17 protein-coding genes are annotated in these 15,139 nt (G+C 65.3%); 7 read left to right on the top strand and 10 right to left on the bottom strand.

Annotated elements, in window-relative coordinates; all coding sequences use genetic code 11:
* Nucleotides 1-15: 15 nt before the first annotated feature.
* Together CHINAEXTREME_RS06350 and CHINAEXTREME_RS06345 are read left to right on the top strand one after the other, a co-directional pair.
* Nucleotides 16-1,224 (top strand): signal peptidase I, encoded by a 1,209-nt coding sequence (locus tag CHINAEXTREME_RS06350; RefSeq protein WP_007139818.1) that lies wholly within the window; start codon nt 16-18, stop codon nt 1,222-1,224.
* A 2-nt stretch (nt 1,225-1,226) separates the two neighbouring features.
* Nucleotides 1,227-2,831 carry a DUF5305 family protein gene (locus CHINAEXTREME_RS06345; protein ID WP_007139819.1) on the top strand — a complete coding sequence of 535 codons (1,605 nt, stop codon included), beginning with the start codon at nt 1,227-1,229 and terminating at the stop codon, nt 2,829-2,831.
* Here the strand turns inward: CHINAEXTREME_RS06345 and solA are convergent.
* The 3 genes from solA to CHINAEXTREME_RS06330 form a co-directional block, all read right to left on the bottom strand.
* A complete protein-coding gene (solA, locus tag CHINAEXTREME_RS06340; RefSeq protein WP_007139820.1) occupies nt 2,828-3,955 on the bottom strand; it encodes an N-methyl-L-tryptophan oxidase in 1,128 nt (375 codons plus the stop codon). The two genes, CHINAEXTREME_RS06345 and solA, sit on opposite strands and share 4 nt — an antisense overlap.
* 108 nt (nt 3,956-4,063) lie before the next feature.
* Nucleotides 4,064-4,576 (bottom strand): hypothetical protein, encoded by a 513-nt coding sequence (locus CHINAEXTREME_RS06335; RefSeq protein WP_007139821.1) that lies wholly within the window; start codon nt 4,574-4,576, stop codon nt 4,064-4,066.
* An 88-nt stretch (nt 4,577-4,664) separates the two neighbouring features.
* A complete protein-coding gene (locus tag CHINAEXTREME_RS06330) occupies nt 4,665-5,204 on the bottom strand; it encodes a flavodoxin domain-containing protein (RefSeq protein WP_007139822.1) in 540 nt (179 codons plus the stop codon).
* A 339-nt stretch (nt 5,205-5,543) separates the two neighbouring features.
* Here CHINAEXTREME_RS06330 and CHINAEXTREME_RS06325 point away from each other — a divergent pair, with 339 nt between their 5' ends.
* Entirely contained in the window at nt 5,544-6,392 is an 849-nt protein-coding gene (locus CHINAEXTREME_RS06325) for a formyltransferase family protein (protein WP_007139824.1), read from the top strand.
* Nucleotides 6,393-6,491: 99 nt separating this feature from the next.
* On the opposite strand, the gene CHINAEXTREME_RS06320 is transcribed toward CHINAEXTREME_RS06325, so the two are convergent.
* The 6 genes from CHINAEXTREME_RS06320 to CHINAEXTREME_RS06295 form a co-directional block, all read right to left on the bottom strand.
* Complete coding sequence (locus CHINAEXTREME_RS06320) at nt 6,492-7,724, bottom strand: MBL fold metallo-hydrolase (RefSeq protein ID WP_029601490.1); 1,233 nt, start codon at nt 7,722-7,724, stop codon at nt 6,492-6,494.
* Between the two features lie 71 nt (nt 7,725-7,795).
* Nucleotides 7,796-8,215, bottom strand: coding sequence for an SHOCT domain-containing protein (locus CHINAEXTREME_RS06315; protein ID WP_007139826.1), 420 nt, complete (start codon nt 8,213-8,215; stop codon nt 7,796-7,798).
* Between the two features lie 86 nt (nt 8,216-8,301).
* The gene (locus CHINAEXTREME_RS06310; RefSeq protein ID WP_007139827.1) at nt 8,302-8,646 is read right to left on the bottom strand and encodes a hypothetical protein; all 345 of its coding nucleotides are present in this window, start codon (nt 8,644-8,646) and stop codon (nt 8,302-8,304) included.
* Nucleotides 8,643-9,731 (bottom strand): hypothetical protein, encoded by a 1,089-nt coding sequence (locus CHINAEXTREME_RS06305; RefSeq protein ID WP_007139828.1) that lies wholly within the window; start codon nt 9,729-9,731, stop codon nt 8,643-8,645. Before CHINAEXTREME_RS06305 ends, CHINAEXTREME_RS06310 begins: the two co-directional genes overlap by 4 nt.
* 47 nt (nt 9,732-9,778) lie before the next feature.
* The gene (locus CHINAEXTREME_RS06300; protein WP_007139829.1) at nt 9,779-10,504 is read right to left on the bottom strand and encodes a TetR/AcrR family transcriptional regulator; all 726 of its coding nucleotides are present in this window, start codon (nt 10,502-10,504) and stop codon (nt 9,779-9,781) included.
* 50 nt (nt 10,505-10,554) lie between these two features.
* Entirely contained in the window at nt 10,555-10,836 is a 282-nt protein-coding gene (locus tag CHINAEXTREME_RS06295; RefSeq protein WP_007139830.1) for a hypothetical protein, read from the bottom strand.
* Between the two features lie 419 nt (nt 10,837-11,255).
* Between CHINAEXTREME_RS06295 and CHINAEXTREME_RS06290 the strand changes: the two genes are divergently transcribed.
* Both CHINAEXTREME_RS06290 and CHINAEXTREME_RS06285 read left to right on the top strand, forming a co-directional pair.
* Nucleotides 11,256-11,651 (top strand): 30S ribosomal protein S6e, encoded by a 396-nt coding sequence (locus tag CHINAEXTREME_RS06290; protein WP_007139831.1) that lies wholly within the window; start codon nt 11,256-11,258, stop codon nt 11,649-11,651.
* A 27-nt stretch (nt 11,652-11,678) separates the two neighbouring features.
* Nucleotides 11,679-12,164, top strand: a complete 486-nt coding sequence (locus CHINAEXTREME_RS06285; RefSeq protein ID WP_007139832.1) for a DUF7112 family protein — start codon at nt 11,679-11,681, stop codon at nt 12,162-12,164.
* A gap of 94 nt (nt 12,165-12,258) precedes the next feature.
* On the opposite strand, the gene CHINAEXTREME_RS06280 is transcribed toward CHINAEXTREME_RS06285, so the two are convergent.
* Nucleotides 12,259-12,816 carry a helix-turn-helix transcriptional regulator gene (locus CHINAEXTREME_RS06280; RefSeq protein ID WP_007139833.1) on the bottom strand — a complete coding sequence of 186 codons (558 nt, stop codon included), beginning with the start codon at nt 12,814-12,816 and terminating at the stop codon, nt 12,259-12,261.
* Nucleotides 12,817-13,247: 431 nt separating this feature from the next.
* On the opposite strand from CHINAEXTREME_RS06280, the gene CHINAEXTREME_RS06275 reads away from it, so the two are divergent.
* Both CHINAEXTREME_RS06275 and CHINAEXTREME_RS06270 read left to right on the top strand, forming a co-directional pair.
* Complete coding sequence (locus CHINAEXTREME_RS06275) at nt 13,248-13,493, top strand: DUF7385 family protein (RefSeq protein ID WP_007139834.1); 246 nt, start codon at nt 13,248-13,250, stop codon at nt 13,491-13,493.
* Nucleotides 13,494-13,792: 299 nt separating this feature from the next.
* Nucleotides 13,793-15,136 carry an IS200/IS605 family transposase gene (locus CHINAEXTREME_RS06270; protein ID WP_007139835.1) on the top strand — a complete coding sequence of 448 codons (1,344 nt, stop codon included), beginning with the start codon at nt 13,793-13,795 and terminating at the stop codon, nt 15,134-15,136.
* Nucleotides 15,137-15,139 lie beyond the last annotated feature (3 nt).

Here is a 15,139-nt window from a genome sequence, read left to right as displayed (position 1 = left end):
TGATCCGATCTGGGAATGATCCGACGGGGGGTGAGTCGTGGGGGCCAGGGACTCGTAGCCATCGTGCTCGTCGCGTTGCTGGCCGGCCAGTTGCTCGGCCAGCCGATCCTGCTCGGGTTCGTCGAGACCGGGAGCATGGAGCCGACGATCGAGACCGGCGACGGGTTCGTCGCGGTGCCCAGCGAACTGGCGGGCGAACCGGAGGTCGGCGACGTCGTCGTCTTCGAGGCCGAAGAGATCGAGGGGGGCGGACTGACGACTCACCGGATCGTCGAGGCGACCGACCGGGGGTACGTCACCCGCGGGGACGCGAACCCGTTTACCGACCAGGACAGCGGCGAGCCGCTCGTCCAGGACGGCCAGATCGTCGCCACCGCCCTCCAGGTGAACGGCGACGTGGTCACGATCCCGAGCCTCGGGACCGCCGTGATGGGGATCGGCGAGGCCCTCGAGCGCGTCCAGCGGTGGCTCGCGGTCACGTTCGGCCTCCGGGCGTTCCTCGGGACGACGGGGCTCGCGTACATGCTGCTGGTCGTGTCGCTCGTCCTCTATGCCGTCGAGACGATCCGGGAGCGACGCCGCCCCGATTCCGGCTCCTCACCGGACCGATCCCGCGGCCGTGGCGAGGAGGTGGGCGTCGATCCACGGCTGCTCGCGGGGGCGTTCGCCCTGCTGATCGTCGTCGCCGCCACGGCGGCGATGGTCGCGCCCGCCGGCACCCACTCCTACGACGTCGTCAGCGCGGAGTTCGACTCCGATCGGCCGCTGGTGATCGAACGCGGGACGACCGCCGAGATCCCGTACGCGATCGGAAACGGCGGGTTCGTCCCGGTCGTCACCTATCTCGAGCCCGGCGGGCAGGGGGTCGACACCGAGCGGGGGCCGACGGTCGTCGGGCCCAGGGAGACCGCCGAAACGACCGTTTCGATCACGGCACCCGACGAGACCGGCTACTACCCGACCTACGTCACCGAACACCGCTACCTGTACGTCCTCCCGCTGCCGGTGCTCGACGCACTGTACGCCCTCCACCCCTGGCTCCCGTTCGTCGCCGTCGTCTCTCTGCTCGGGGGCGGCGTCTACCTCCTCGGGCACGCCCTGCTGGGGCCCGGCGACCCGCGAGCCCGCCGGGAGCGGACGCGACGGCGACGGGCGACGGATCGGCGGCAGCATCGGCGAGGAACCGATACGACGTACTCGCGGACACCGCGGGAGAACACCTGACCATGCAGACGGACACCGACGACGCGACACCGACGGAGGGGACCGCCAGGCGATTGAAGTTCCGCGCGCTGCTCGCGGAGTACCGGACGGCTCTCATCGTCGTCGCCGTCGCGCTCGTTCTGATCGGCGCGTGGGTGACCTACGGTGCGTACGCCGCTCCGGACGAGAAGACGGAGCAGCGACTCGAGCCCGCCTGGACCGCCACGGGGGAGCTCTCCCACGGGGCGACCGTAACCGAGTCGACGCCCGTCCACGCGAACGGAACCGTCCTCGAGAACGAACCGCTGTACTATACGGCGATCACCCCGGAACTCGAGGGTGAGTTCGTCGGGGGATACGAGGCCGACAGCGCCCGGAACGTGGAAGTCAACGTGACGATCGACCTCGTCTACCGGGCCGTCGATCCCGAGACCGAGACGGTCTACTGGAGCCAGCGGGAGGAACTCGCGTCGGCGAGCGAACCCGACGTCGCGCCGGGCGAGGACGTCACCGCCGCGTTCGCCGTCGACGTGCCCGAGGTCGCGGCCGAGATCGACGAGATCGAGAGCGACCTCGGGGCCAGCCCCGGTACGACGGAGATCTACCTCGCGATCGACCGGGAGATCGAAGGCGAAATCGAGGGCGAGTACCGGGCCGCGAGCGACGGCTACGCGGTCGACATCGAGTACGACGGTAGCACGTACTCGGTCGACGACGAAGTGGGGTACCAGGAGGACCACGGCGAGGAGTACGAGACGGTGGTCGTCCCGGCGACCGTCGGGCCGACGCGGACGGTCGGCGGACCACTGTTGCTGGTCCTCGGATCGGTAGGGCTCGCCGGCCTGGCGCTCGCCTCGTGGCAATACCCGGAGCCGACACCGACCGAGCGGGAGTGGCTGGCCTACCACGAGGATCGCGAGCGGTTCGCGGCGGTCGTCACCAGGGTCCGGCTTCCGCCCTCGGAACTCGAGTTCGACTCCGCCCGGACGGGCGAGAGCGGGGACGGAGCCGCGGACGACCCGGACCCGAACCCCGACTCCGGGTTCGAGTTCGTCGAACGGGGGGCCGACGACCACCGCTCCGCGGGCGACGAACCAGCACCCGGGTACGCGACGGTCGAGAGCCTCGCGGAACTCGCACAACTCGGGATCGACGTCGGGGCCGCCGTCGTTTTCGACCGGCGGAGCGAACGGTACCTCGTCCGCAACCGGGGGACGACCTACGTTTTCGAGCCGCCGTCGCTCGAGGCGGTGGGCAGCGACGTCGGGAGCGAAGGGAAAGAAGAGGGGGAACAGGATCAAGAACGAGGAGAGAACCCGCCGATGGACACCGAGGAAGTCGGCGACGAGGCCGATTCGGAGGCTGCCGAGGACCTCACCGAGGATCCCGAACTCGTCTTCGCTCGAGCGACCGGCGGCGGAAACGGGGACGACGGACGAACGGACGCGGACGAAGAGGCGGCCGACCAACGGAGCGCGATTCGGGAGTACGCCGACCGTCTCCGAGCGCTGCTCGATTCGAAACTCACAGCCGGTGAGGCGGAAGCGTCCGGGGGCGTCCTCGAGGCTGATGCCGACGATCTAGACGGTGAAAACCGCGACGAGAGCGAAGCGAAAGTCGACGGCTAGAACCGGTCCAGCGTAAACATTCCGATGTCGTGGTCGGTCTCACCCTCGAGCGCGAGATCGGCGAGGATCTCGCCGACGACGCTGGCGAACTTGAACCCGTGTCCGGAGAAGCCAGCACCGACGGTGACCTGCGGGTGGTCAGGTAGCGTGTCGAGTACGAAGTCTTCGTCCGGCGTATTCGAGAACAGGCAGGTCTCCATGCGCATCGTCGGCCCCGCACCGGCCGGGAAGTACTCCTCGGCGAACTCCCGCAGGAGCCGTTCGTCTGCCTGGGTCGGCTCCCGCTCGAAGGCGTCGGGATCGACGGTCTCCTCGCGGTGGTGGTATCGGCCGAACTTGAACCCCGGCAGGTCGTGGACGGGGAAGCCGTAGAACCGTCCGTCGGGCGTCTCGAGGTTCCAGACGGGGAACCGATCGGGCCCGAACTGTTCGGGCCGGTCGGGCTGGAGCCAGGTCACGACCTGTCGCTCGGGGACGACGACGCCCTCGAGGGCGTCCACGAAACGGGAGGCCCACGCGCCCGCGGCGATCACGAGCGAGTCGGCCTCGTAGGCGTCGTAGTCGGTCTCGACGCGGACGCCGTCGGCGATCGGCGACCAGTCGACGACCCGTTCGCGGGCCCGGACCGTCGCCCCCTCGCGATGGGCGCGCTCGACGTGGGCCACGATACACTCCTCGGGGACCAGGAACCCGCCGTCGGGCTGGTAGATCGCCTCGTAGTCCGCCGGGAGGTCGTACCCCGGGTGGCGGTCCGACAGTTCCTCGCTCGAGAGCCGTTCGTACTCGAGGTCGTGTTCCTCGCAGGATCGCTCCGAGGTCGCGACGAAGTCGGAGTCGGTCGGGCCGGCGTCGATCGATCCGGTCCGGTACAGCAGTCGGCCGTCGTGGTCGGCCTCGAGGTCTTCCCACAGTTCCTCGGCTCGACGGAGCAACGGAACGTACGCGGGATCCTCGCCGTAGGCGAGCCGGAAGATCCGCGTCCGGCCGTGCGAGGAGCCGTAGCCGTGGGGGATGTCGTACCGCTCGAGGCCGAGGACGTCAGCGCCGCGGTCGGCAAGGTGAGCGACGGCGGCACTGCCCATGCCGCCGACTCCCAGAACGATGACGTCGTACCGGTCGGTCATGCGGGGACGTACGGCGAGAGGCGCGAAAATTCTTCTCACTCCGCGGTCCCGTCCGCCGCTCGCGCCCCTCGCCGAGGGGGTAGTCCTCGAGGAATCGTCCCCTACGGATCACCCATCGTCCTCGGTTCCGTCCTCACCGTCGTTCTCGGTTCCGCGTCCAGCGCCTCTCTCGGCCTCGCCTCCCCCATACTCGTCCGAATCGGCTCGCTCGCGCAGGTGTTGCTTGTGCCGACGTTCGGAGACGTGGGGGAGTCCGTCGGCCAGCTCCTCCCTGACCGAGGCCTCGAAGTCGTCCATCTCCTCGAGGAACTCCGCGGAAAACTCGTCGACGAGTTCGAACGTCCACCGGTCGTCGATCGCCCCCGCGGGCAAGTGCTCGTCCCGGAGTCGGTCCGCCCACTCCTCGTGGCCGGCCTCGCGGAGGTCGTCTTCCGCGTCGGCCATCCGGTTCATCGCGCGTCCGACGTGATGATGGAACTCGAGCAACGAGCCGTACGCACGGTAGAGATACTCGATCCCGAGTTGCATCCCGTGGAGCGCCTGCTCCTCGGCCTCGCTCAACTCGAGATCGTCGCCGTCGGCCACGTCCGAGTCAGCGTCGGAGTCGGGATCGCTCGTCATACCCCTCGGACCACGAACGGCTCAAAAACCGTTGCCAGGCCGGCAACCGCTGCCGCTTTCGGCTTCGATGCTCCTCGATTCCGGGCCGTCAGGTTACCAGCGTCGAGAACTCCCGGGCGAACGACTCGACGTCCCCCCAGTCGGTGTACTCGTAGTCCCGCGAGGTGTCGGTGTCACCGCTCTCCTCGCTGGCGATCCGACGCATCATGAACCGCTTGAGCAGCCCGTACTCGCTGTACCTGAGCGCCCCGGCGACCGACAGCGTCCCGTCCGGGTCCCATCCTGTCTCCTCGAGGAACCCCTCGAGCAACTCCTCGGCCGCCGCTTGGCTCTCCTCGTCCTCGGAGGCGGCCGAAAGACTGACCGAGTAAAACGCCGACGGCAGTCGGTTCAGCGTTTCGCGGTGGTCCCGCACGAACTCCGCGACGTACCGCTGGTGAGCCCCGGCGTGGATCGACGCACCGACGATGGCACCGTCGTACTCCGCCGACTCGAGGTCGGCCGAGGAGTGGCCCAGGTCGACCAGCGTCGGTTCGTGGCCGTCGGACTCGAGCACGTCGGCGATTCGTTCGGCGACCGCTGCGGTCTGGCCCTCGCTCGAGCCGTAGGCGACGAGAACCCGCGTCATGGGAGATCACCTCGGAACCCTCGGAGGGGGGTCGGACGGTAACGGTGGCGGTGACGGTGCGAACGGACGGTCCCCTCGAGAACGGACATACCGGACGTTCGTTCCCGACCAGTATCAAGGCACCCCGCCGGAAACCGGGAGAGACGGATGCTACGGCGACACCTCGAGTACGTCGCCGAGTTCGGGGGCGCTCGCGTCGAACTCCTCGCTCTCCGTCTAATGATCCTGTTAACTCGGCGTATACGGCTACTACGAACGGGACCCGACAGTCGCGTCAGCGTACAGCGTGGAACGTAGAAGATAACAAAGCCGTATCGGAGTCACCGAAAACAGGAGCGAATGAGTTGTACGGACATCGGCGTCCTCCTCGACGGCGAGTATCCGCCCGCGTATCAGACGGCAGCGCTTGAGAAAGTGGACGCCGAGACGGCGGCGGACGTTTCCCTCGTGGTCGTCAACGAGGAATCCCGCTCGATCCGGGACCGGTCGCTGCGTCGCCAGGCCCGGCGCGCCTGGAGCTGGGGGGCGTGGCTCCCCGTCTGGAAGGGAACCGAACTGCTGCGATCCATCCGGGGCCGACCCGCGTACGACGAACCGCGGCACGTCTCTACGGTCGATGCGTTCGCCGGGGCGGACGTCGTCGGCTGCACCCCGAACCGGAGGGACGAACTGTGGGCGACGCTGCCGGATCCGATCGTCGACAGGCTCGCCGCCGAAACCGACGTCGTGATCCGCTTCGGTTTCGGCCTCCTCACCGGTCGGATCCTGGAGGCCCCCGAGTACGGTGTACTTTCGTTTCACTACAGCGACATCCGAGACTACCGCGGGCGGATCGGCGGCCTGTGGGAGTTCATCGCCGACGACTCGAAAGCCGGCGTCACGCTTCAACAACTCACCGACCGCATCGATGGCGGCCGCATCGTCGCGCTCGAGCAGGTTCCGATCGAGGACACCGACACGTACCAGGACGTCAAGCACCGCCAGCGGGATCCCGCCACGGGCACGGTACTGGTCGACGGCGTCCGGAACCTGAACGATCCCGGGTTCGAACCGGCTGCCCCGGACACGCTGGGAACCTATCGCACCGCACCCACGCTGCTCGAGGTCGCACGGTTCCTCCGGAAGAACAACGCGAACAAACTCAAACAGCTGTTCCCTGGGGAGCGGCCAGCATCCAGTTCCCCGTGACCGCTGCCCTGCACTCGTCGGAGTCCGGTCACCCGATCCCGATGCGGTTCCCGCCGACGAAAGTACCCACGCGAGCCGATACCCTACTAGTGTGATCAGTTAGACGTTATGTACGGAGCCGAGCTGCGGTGCCGTCGCCTCGAACCCGTCCTTTCGGAGTGTCGAAGCGAATCGATCACACCGATCCCCGTGATTCACCAGAACGGGGGTATTCTCGTACGACTCGAGGAACGCAAGAAGGCCATCCCGGTCGGCGTGTGCTGAAAAGTCGTACTGTTCCACCTGTGCGCTGACGGGCATCACCCGGCCGTCGATCTCGGCACGACCTGTCTCGAGTAGGTCGCGACCGGGTGTCCCTTCGACCTGATAGCCAGTCATGGTGATCTTGTTCGTCGGATTCGCCCGAATTTCGGGAACGTAGGTCATGGCAGGGCCACCGGACAGCATACCACTGGTGGTGATGATCGCTGCGTGCTGGTCGGTGATTCGCTTTCGCTGGCCGTTTCGACCGGTGACGAACCGTGCGTGGGATTTCGCTCGTCGAAACGCGTCCGGGTCGCGAACGAACTCGGGATACTGCTGAAGCATCTCGGTCACCTGCTTCCCCATCCCGTCGACGTAACAGGGGATGTCGTAGGCATCACAGATGAGCATCATCTCCTGTGTCCGTCCGATTGCGAACGCAGGGACGACGACCGTTCCTCCCTCCCAGAGCGTCGTCTCGACGCTCTCGACGAATCGCTCCTCCACTACGGACCGTTCCTCGTGCTCGACGTCGGAGTAGGTACTCTCGCAGATGACGACGTCGGCATCGGGTCGCGAAGTAGTCCCCGAAACCAGGCGCTGGTCGTCGGTATGGAAATCACCCGTATAGAGAAGTCGCGTCTCTCCATCGTCGACGAGTACGTGAGCGCTTCCTGGAATGTGACCTGCATTGTAGAACGTCACCTCGTATCCGGCTGCTTCGAATGGGTCCCGATACCCATGCGTTCTCGAGACCTGTGTGACGCGCTTGAGATCGGTCGCAGTGAACGGACAGTTGTACGAGCCCCCGTGCAGTTTGAGTGTGTCCCGTGCGAGCGTCAGCGCCAGCTCGTGCGTCGGCGGCGTCCAATGAATCGGCGGCCGTGCTTCGCCGGAAAGCAGGGCCGGTATCGTGCCGACGTGATCGAGATGCCCGTGCGAAACCACGACCGCGTCGGGGTCCGGTGTCTCGAGCGGAAACTGTGGGGGAGTGTCGGTCAACATCCCGAAATCGAGCAGAAGAGAGTCGTCCACGAGAACGGCGCTGCGACCGATCTCGCGGGCGCCGCCGAGAAACTCGACCTCCATACCGTTCGGTTGTGACTCGAGGCGTTTGCCTGCGTCGGTTCCGGCCGCTCCATCGCCCGGGCCGTGGCCGCTCACCGCCTCGTTCGATCGAACTCGCGCGAGCGATCGGTGTCGACGTCGCGTCGGGTCGGGTCCTCGTCGAGTACCCGATCCAGTTCCCGCTCGAACTCCGCTTCGCTCAGTTCGCCCGAAACGTACCGCTCGCGAAGCCGATCTTCCGGATCGCGACCGCGAGAGGTGGCGTCCGTCTCGAGGCTCCGATCGGCCTCGATCGCCGTTCGACTATCAGACGACCCCCCGCGGAGCAGCGACGTCAGCCCGACGAGCGCCAGCACGAGAATCCCCAGCACGGCGAGGGTGACGACGATCGAGAAGACGGTCGCGACGATCGAGAACACGATGCCGACGATCGTCGCGACGACGCCCAGGACGACGAGCGCGAGGACGAACACGCCGAGCCCTTTCACCAGAAGCGTGCCGAGACGGTCCATACGGGGCGTTCGACGGGCACACACAAAAGCGGCGCGATGAGTCAACTTTCCAATCAGTACGACGGGAAAGAGCGGCGACCGGAACCTCAGGATCCGTTCGACCGTGGTTCCGTCGCCGGCGACGCACCCGTGCGTTCGGCCAGCCCGATCAGGTACACGTCCAGCAGGCAGACGATCAGGACGGCAAGCGGTACCGCGACGTCCGTAAAGGCGACGCGTTCGAACTGCAACGCCGTGAGGACGAACGGCTCGCCCGGCTCGAGCGCGCCGGAGATCGTTCGCGCGCTCAGGAACACAAGCGCGAGCACGTACAGCAGGAACCAGCTCGCGCCGCGTTTCAACCGACCCAGGTAGCAGTGACCCAGCCCGGCGACGAGCACCGAGAGCGGGTAGGCAGGCCAGATCGGTCGTGGGAACGAACTCGGGTTCATGGGTTGCCGTTGCCGGTCCCGAACGGGACCCGTGTTGCCCGCTCGAGTCGGACGAGCGGGGACTCGAGGTCTCCCCTGATCCGGGGATCGTCTCGGGCTTCCGAGGCCGAAGCCGAGGCCGAAGCCGAGGCCGTGGACGCGGCCGTGACCTCGGGGTCGACCGCCCGCTCGAGGGCGGCGACTGCTTCACGAGCACGCTCGAGGTGGCACTCACCGTCGCTGTTCGCCGGCTCGGCCCCGGGCACGACGGTACTGGTGCTTTGCTCCGCTGGAAGGCGAATCCCGTCGGTAGCCGAGAGGACTCGAACGACCGTCCGCCGCAGGTCCACGCCGATCGGTCGTGCGGACGCACCGACCTCGTCGGATGCGTCGGTGTCGGTCGTCTCGCCGGAGCGAGCGACTACCGCTGCCGCCAGCGAGCGACTGTACGTCTCGAGCGCGGCACGTATCTCCTCGGTCGCGCCGAGTGCCGTCGCGCCGAGGTCGGCGGCGACGCCGGCGACCGTTGCCGGCGGCAGCGACTCGGCGTCTCCGCCGTCCAGGTCACTCGTCCCGAGACTCCGCTCGAGAAACTCGTGAGAAAGCGCCGTCGATCCGGACGCGAGGACGCGATACAACTCGAGCCCGCGTCCGGCCGGAACGGGCGTTTCGCCGGCTGCGGCGTAGGCCGCTGCGTGGAGGTAGTCGCTGGCCAGGACGGCGGCGTCCCGTTCGCGTTCGCGGTCGCCGTCGCGGTCGCCGATCCTTCGGCCGCTCCCGGGATTCCTCCGGGCATCGTCGTCACGAGGACAGCCCATGCCCGCGCTCGAGTCGCCGTGGACTAGCTGCCGTCTGATCCGAAGATACCCCTCGAGGGAGACGACGGCCTCGATCAGCGGTTCCGTAACTTGCACCGGCGAGACGTCGGGATCGACCCCCCGATCTGCCATCGCGGCGACCTCGCCGGCGACGGTACAGAGTGCCGCGGGGATCGACCGCTCTCGAGCGGGGAGCGCCACGGAGACGAGCCTGCCGATCGGCGAGGCCAGTCCGGCTGCCGCTTCGGCGGTGGCGTTCGCGTCGTCGGTGTACGTTCGTTCGCTCATGACGGGTGTGTGGTGGACGCAGGTGTCAGGTGTCAGGTGTCCGGGCGTTACTCCGCCTCGTCCTCGGACGATCCGTGTTCATCTTCCCGCTGGCGAGTCTCGCTCGAGCGGCTCAGTTCCGAGGTCCCGTCGACGCTGCCCTCGATATCGAGCTCGTCGGGGAGCAGCCCTGCCGGGAACGAGACGTCCTCGGCGAGTATGTCGTCGAAGATGCGGGCGACCATCGCCGACCGAACCTGCCCGATGTAGTCGTCCTCGGCGAGCGTGAGCTGGCGGATACGCGCACCGTCGAGGGTCGCGATCAGGAGGGCGGCGGTCTCCTCGGGGTCGTGGTCGGTGAACTCGCCCGTCTCCATCCCGTCCCGGAGGATCTCTTCGGCGATCTCACGGAGCCGGTCGTCGCTCTTGCGCAACTCTTCGCGGTACTGCTCGTTGTACGGAGCCTGCGTCCGGATCTCGAGCATCGCGGTGTGGAACGACTGCCGCTCGTCGTCGTCGCCCGACCCGTAGAGGAACCAGTCGACGACGGTCGCCAGCCGCTCCGGGGGGCTGAGATCGCGCGTCTCCGCGATCCACTCGTCGAACCGCTCGACGAGGTAGTCGACGAAGTCGGCGACGAGGTCCTCCTTGGAGTCGTAGTGGTAGAACAACAGGGATTTGCTCTTGTCCGTGCGGTCGGCGATGTCCTGTGCCGTCAGATCGGTGTAGCCGTGCTCGCAGAGGGCCTCGTAGGTGGCCGTCATGATCGCGTCGCGAACGTCCGGATCGGTCACTACCTGACTAATTGGTCAGGGAGCATAAAAGTCGTTTCGTTCTCCCCGAGTCACGTCGCCGAATAGCGGTCGATCCGGAACCGCCCGTACCCCCCGTACGCGATCTCCAGCGAGCCGATCCACCAGTTCCACCGGTCGGCGGGCGTCCCCTCCGGTGCGTCGGCCAGCTCAGAGACGACGATGTCCGTCGTCAGCGTATACCCCGTATCGTCCCGATACCGGCCCGCGTCCGCGAGGTCGACGGCCTGCCGGACGACCACCCGCCGCTCCTCGGCGCTGCCGCCGAACTCCTCGCCCAAGCGCGCCTCGAGCCGTTCGGGATCGATGAACACGCATAGCAGTAAAACGGGAGTATACTTGATTGTTCGAGTCCGACGCGAAACACAGCCAGTCTCGATGGCCGGGAGGACGCCTCGAGTACTGCGAGCGGCGGACGACCGGGGGGAGGGCAGGCAATCACCGAACACCTGACCGCGAGCACCTGACCGCGAGCGAGTGAACCGAGCGAGCGGACCGACGACCGATGTGAGCGAACGACTGAAGGGAGCGCGAACGGATGGAGGAGGCTTTCGGTCGAAGCTGAGCGGGATCGAAGATCCCGCGATGTCCAATAGAGCGCTATGCGCTCTTTTGAAGATTTTACCGAGGGACGTCGCGAGCGAGACGATCACGTCTCGCTCGCGACAGACCGCAGCGTAAAATTTCGTTGTGAAACGATGTTCTTTTGAGCCACGACCGTCTTCCGTCGGGCATGGCAAGTTTCACTGTCGTCGTCGGTGATCCCGACTCCGGGATGACCTACCAGCTCGAGGCCGAAGAACAGGATGCGAACCGCTTTATCGGCAAGTCGATCGGCGACGAGGTCGACGGCGGCGCGGTCGGACTCGACGGTTACACCCTCGAGATCACCGGCGGTTCCGACGAGGCTGGACGTCCCCTCAACGAGGACGTCGCCGGCGCGAACCTGAAGGAAGTCCTGATGAGCGAGCGACAGACCGGCTACCGACCGAGTCGTGAGGGCGAGCGACGCCGCATCACGGTCCGTGGCCGCGAGGTCTCCGGCGCAGTCGCACAGATCAACGCCTCGATCGTCGACCGCGGGAGTACCGACGTCGACGACCTTCTCGGCGACGGCGAAGACGAGTAAGCCTCGTTTTGCATTCGATTCGAGCCAATGGTAGATAGAGTAGCGAGCGACCATCCGTCGGTTCGGACGGTTCGCTCGACGTGTACCGAAACGGCAACCGGCGTTCGGCTAGAGATCCCGGCCGACGACCGCGACGCGTTCCCGACCGACGAGGTCGTCCGGGTCATCCTGGACGGCGACGAGTTGTTCGCTCGCGTCGAGCGAGCACTGACCGGCGACGAGCTGTCGATCCCCGGCGTCTACGAGACGCCAGACTTGGCCCGCGACCCCGGCGGTGGGACCGACCGACTGTCCGAGTGGGTCGACGATCACGGCGTTCCGCTGGGCGGCTCCGCGCTCGTCGACGTCGTCGAACCGGAGTTCCTCTACGGACTGCGGGAACCGGGCGAGACGACCTATTACGACGCCCACGAACCCCCGAGCGACAGCCTGAGCGAGATCGCCGAAACGCTGGCTACCGGAGACGGGGACGGAGACCGAACCGAAACCGAGAGCGATCCCGCCGATCGATAGTTCGGGGTCGATTCGGAAGCCGGACTCGAGGGGCTGTACGGAGCCACGTCTCGAGTGACGACCGAACAGTCTCGAGTGTGAAACGCCACCGCCGCTAGTATCGCGTCAGAAACGCGTACAGCAACAGTCCGAACGAGAGGTGCTGGAGCATCGTCTCTTCGACCGTCTCCCGCACGTACTCGTCGTCGGCGATCGAGTACTCTTTCGTCTGGACCTTCGCGTGCATCGACAGCACGTCCTCCTCCTCGAGGTCGTGAAGGGAGGGGTAGACGGTTCCCGGACTGAGGTTCGCGTCGAAGAGTCGGGAGAAATCCGAGAGCAACTCCTTCCCGTGGGTCTCGCCGCGCAACGCGACGAGCAACAGCAGGACCTCCTCTACGTTCTCCTTGATCAGCGCCTCGTCGAGGGACACGTCCTCGACCGGTAGCGTCCCTTCGACCTCGGCTACCAGTTCGTCGAGTTCCTGCTGAACGTCGTCTATCGCCCCGTTCGTCCCATTCTCGACCTCCAACGGGGTGCCGTCGCTACCAAGTTCTCCCGATTTCGTTCCCTCCCGCTTTCGATCCCTCTCCTCCCGATTCCGGTCCCTCGAGGCCGTCATCCGAGTCAACTCCTCGAGGACGGATTCCGTACTCGTTACGTTTTCCTGCATTACCGATCACCGATTGGGGTGGGAGTGGCGAGTCCCGGTCGGCTGCCGATGGCCCACACCGTCCGACGGGTACCCGTTCGGGTGCCACCCACGACTACTCAATCACTGGAACTGATACATCTTAAACGACAGGGAACTGAACGTATCACAGCGCGAAATTTTAATGTGTTGGACTGGATATAATAATCCCCGAGCCGCCACTCGAGTAAGTGATTCGGTTTTTCGTGAGTTTGGCAGCAGTATTTTACATTCTGTCGTTATTTCTCGGACATACAGTCATAATTTGGTCGAATCAGACCACATACAATAATCTGTTGGCCGCATATCAGAGTTCGAATCATTCCAGAGGGGTAAGCAGGGAAAACGGGGCGACCCGCCGGAACGAACCAACGGCCGTTGCAGTTATGCGTCCGACCCGGCGACGGACCCCCATGGAACGAATCTCCGTCGAGAACGGATTCAGTATGCACGACTACCGGTCGAAGCTGAAACTCCTGAAAGACGGCGGCGACCAACGCATCCTCGAGAACCGCGACGACGTGGGGTGTCCGGCGTGCGGGCAGGCGTTCGACCGGTTGTTCGTCACCGAACGGCCGACGACGTCGTTCGAGACGCCGCCGGATCGACGGTTCTGTCTCGCCCGGACCGGCGAAAAACTGCTGTTGCTGACGCACTAGACTCCGGTAGTTCTCCGGAACCGACGAAATCGAGTTTCCGACGGGCGAGGGAACTGGCGTCTCCCTCGAGGACGTCCTACCTTTGACAGCGAGAGAGTCCCGCCCTTCTCGTGAGGGACGAGTGTTCCGACCACAGTCGGAACCGAGGACTGAACAGGGCGGGCGTGAATCGCGTCTGCTCTACTGAGATACCGTCGTCTTCCTGCCGATCGCGAGTCTCCACCACATCGACTCCACTTTCACTTTCACTCTGGCTGGGCGGTCTTTACCTTTCTACGGAACGAACTGGTAGTTGGTAGATGAAGCGTACCAACACATTCGCCGTGCGACCACTCTCTAACGATGGAGAGCAGGTGCTACGGGACCTGTTGGACGCTACTGCCGCTCTCTGGAACGAAGTCAACTATCAACGTCTCATGCGGTATAACGACGAAGATGGCTTTGAGGGCAGTGTATGGAACGTCGATACAGGCCGGCTCGAGGGCAAATACAAAAGCGTTCTCGCGGCCTCTACCGCCCAACAAGTCATCGCGAAAAACAGCGAAGCGTGGCGAGCGTTCTTCCAGCTGAAAGAGCAGCACCACGACGAGTCAAACAGCTCGGTTACGGAACACCCCAAACCGCCGGGCTTCCGGGGCAACAAGGACGACGGACGTATTCTCAAAGGCGTCATTCGCAACGATGCATACTCCATCAAATGGGGTGAGCGTTCCCGACTTGAGATTGTCGTGGGGGATGACCTACGAGACAACCATAATAGTCCGGGAAGTCGCCTTCGATTAGAAATCGTTGGCGACCCGAACTGGTCCGAGTACGAGAAACAGGGCCGGTTGGACCTCTGGTACGACGAGACTGACAGCACCTTCCGAGCTTCACAGCCTGTGACTGTTTCTTCAGACGAACAGGCAACTCCACTGGCCGACGAAACGGCCGCTCTGGATATCGGTGCGAACAATCTCGTCGCCTGTACCACGACGACCGGCGAGCAATATCTGTACGAGGGCCGCGAGTTGTTCGACCGCTTCCGTGAGACGGCGCGAGAGATTGCCCGACTACAGTCGAAACTTGAGGAAGGTCGATACAGTAGCGACCGGATTCGGCGACTGTACCGACGCCGGACGCGCCGTCGCGACCACGCCCAAGAAGCCCTTTGTCGCGACCTGATTGAACGGTTGTACGCAGAGGGCGTGGACACAGTCTATATCGGCGGGTTAACCGACGTCCTCGAGACACATTGGTCGGTCGAAACCAACGCCAAGACACACAACTTCTGGGCGTTCAAGAAGTTCACCGACCGGCTGGCATGTACTGCTGAGGAGTACGGTATCTCGGTCGAAGTTCGGTCGGAAGCGTGGACGAGCCAAGAGTGCCCGCAATGTGGCAGTACAGAGCGGACGACACGGCATCAGGACACACTCACCTGTGAGTGTGGCTTCGACGGCCACGCCGACCTCACGGCGTCAGCAACGTTCCTCGAGCGGCAGACGGAGACAGCAGTCAGGCCGATGGCACGGCCCGTGCGGTTCCAGTGGGACGACCACAACTGGTCGGGGACACCACACCCTCACGAAAGTCCCAACGAACAGCGCACAGACCCGAGTACCGTCCACCGTGACGGGAATATTGCCTCCGGGGAATCTTAGACC

The sequence above is a fragment of the Halobiforma lacisalsi AJ5 genome (genome assembly GCF_000226975.2).
GTDB lineage: Archaea > Halobacteriota > Halobacteria > Halobacteriales > Natrialbaceae > Natronobacterium > Natronobacterium lacisalsi.
Note: the sequence above shows the minus strand (reverse complement) of the source record. Positions and strands in the feature narration are given on the sequence as shown.

Bases quoted from the DNA above. Each gene is read 5' to 3' on its own strand.
- CHINAEXTREME_RS06350 (WP_007139818.1), top strand. From the start codon at position 16: ATGATCCGACGGGGGGTGAGTCGTGGGGGCCAGGGACTCGTAGCCATC.
- CHINAEXTREME_RS06345 (WP_007139819.1), top strand. From the start codon at position 1,227: ATGCAGACGGACACCGACGACGCGACACCGACGGAGGGGACCGCCAGG.
- solA (WP_007139820.1), bottom strand. From the start codon at position 3,955: ATGACCGACCGGTACGACGTCATCGTTCTGGGAGTCGGCGGCATGGGC.
- CHINAEXTREME_RS06335 (WP_007139821.1), bottom strand. From the start codon at position 4,576: ATGACGAGCGATCCCGACTCCGACGCTGACTCGGACGTGGCCGACGGC.
- CHINAEXTREME_RS06330 (WP_007139822.1), bottom strand. From the start codon at position 5,204: ATGACGCGGGTTCTCGTCGCCTACGGCTCGAGCGAGGGCCAGACCGCA.
- CHINAEXTREME_RS06325 (WP_007139824.1), top strand. From the start codon at position 5,544: ATGAGTTGTACGGACATCGGCGTCCTCCTCGACGGCGAGTATCCGCCC.
- CHINAEXTREME_RS06320 (WP_029601490.1), bottom strand. From the start codon at position 7,724: ATGGAGGTCGAGTTTCTCGGCGGCGCCCGCGAGATCGGTCGCAGCGCC.
- CHINAEXTREME_RS06315 (WP_007139826.1), bottom strand. From the start codon at position 8,215: ATGGACCGTCTCGGCACGCTTCTGGTGAAAGGGCTCGGCGTGTTCGTC.
- CHINAEXTREME_RS06310 (WP_007139827.1), bottom strand. From the start codon at position 8,646: ATGAACCCGAGTTCGTTCCCACGACCGATCTGGCCTGCCTACCCGCTC.
- CHINAEXTREME_RS06305 (WP_007139828.1), bottom strand. From the start codon at position 9,731: ATGAGCGAACGAACGTACACCGACGACGCGAACGCCACCGCCGAAGCG.
- CHINAEXTREME_RS06290 (WP_007139831.1), top strand. From the start codon at position 11,256: ATGGCAAGTTTCACTGTCGTCGTCGGTGATCCCGACTCCGGGATGACC.
- CHINAEXTREME_RS06285 (WP_007139832.1), top strand. From the start codon at position 11,679: ATGGTAGATAGAGTAGCGAGCGACCATCCGTCGGTTCGGACGGTTCGC.
- CHINAEXTREME_RS06280 (WP_007139833.1), bottom strand. From the start codon at position 12,816: ATGCAGGAAAACGTAACGAGTACGGAATCCGTCCTCGAGGAGTTGACT.
- CHINAEXTREME_RS06275 (WP_007139834.1), top strand. From the start codon at position 13,248: ATGGAACGAATCTCCGTCGAGAACGGATTCAGTATGCACGACTACCGG.
- CHINAEXTREME_RS06270 (WP_007139835.1), top strand. From the start codon at position 13,793: ATGAAGCGTACCAACACATTCGCCGTGCGACCACTCTCTAACGATGGA.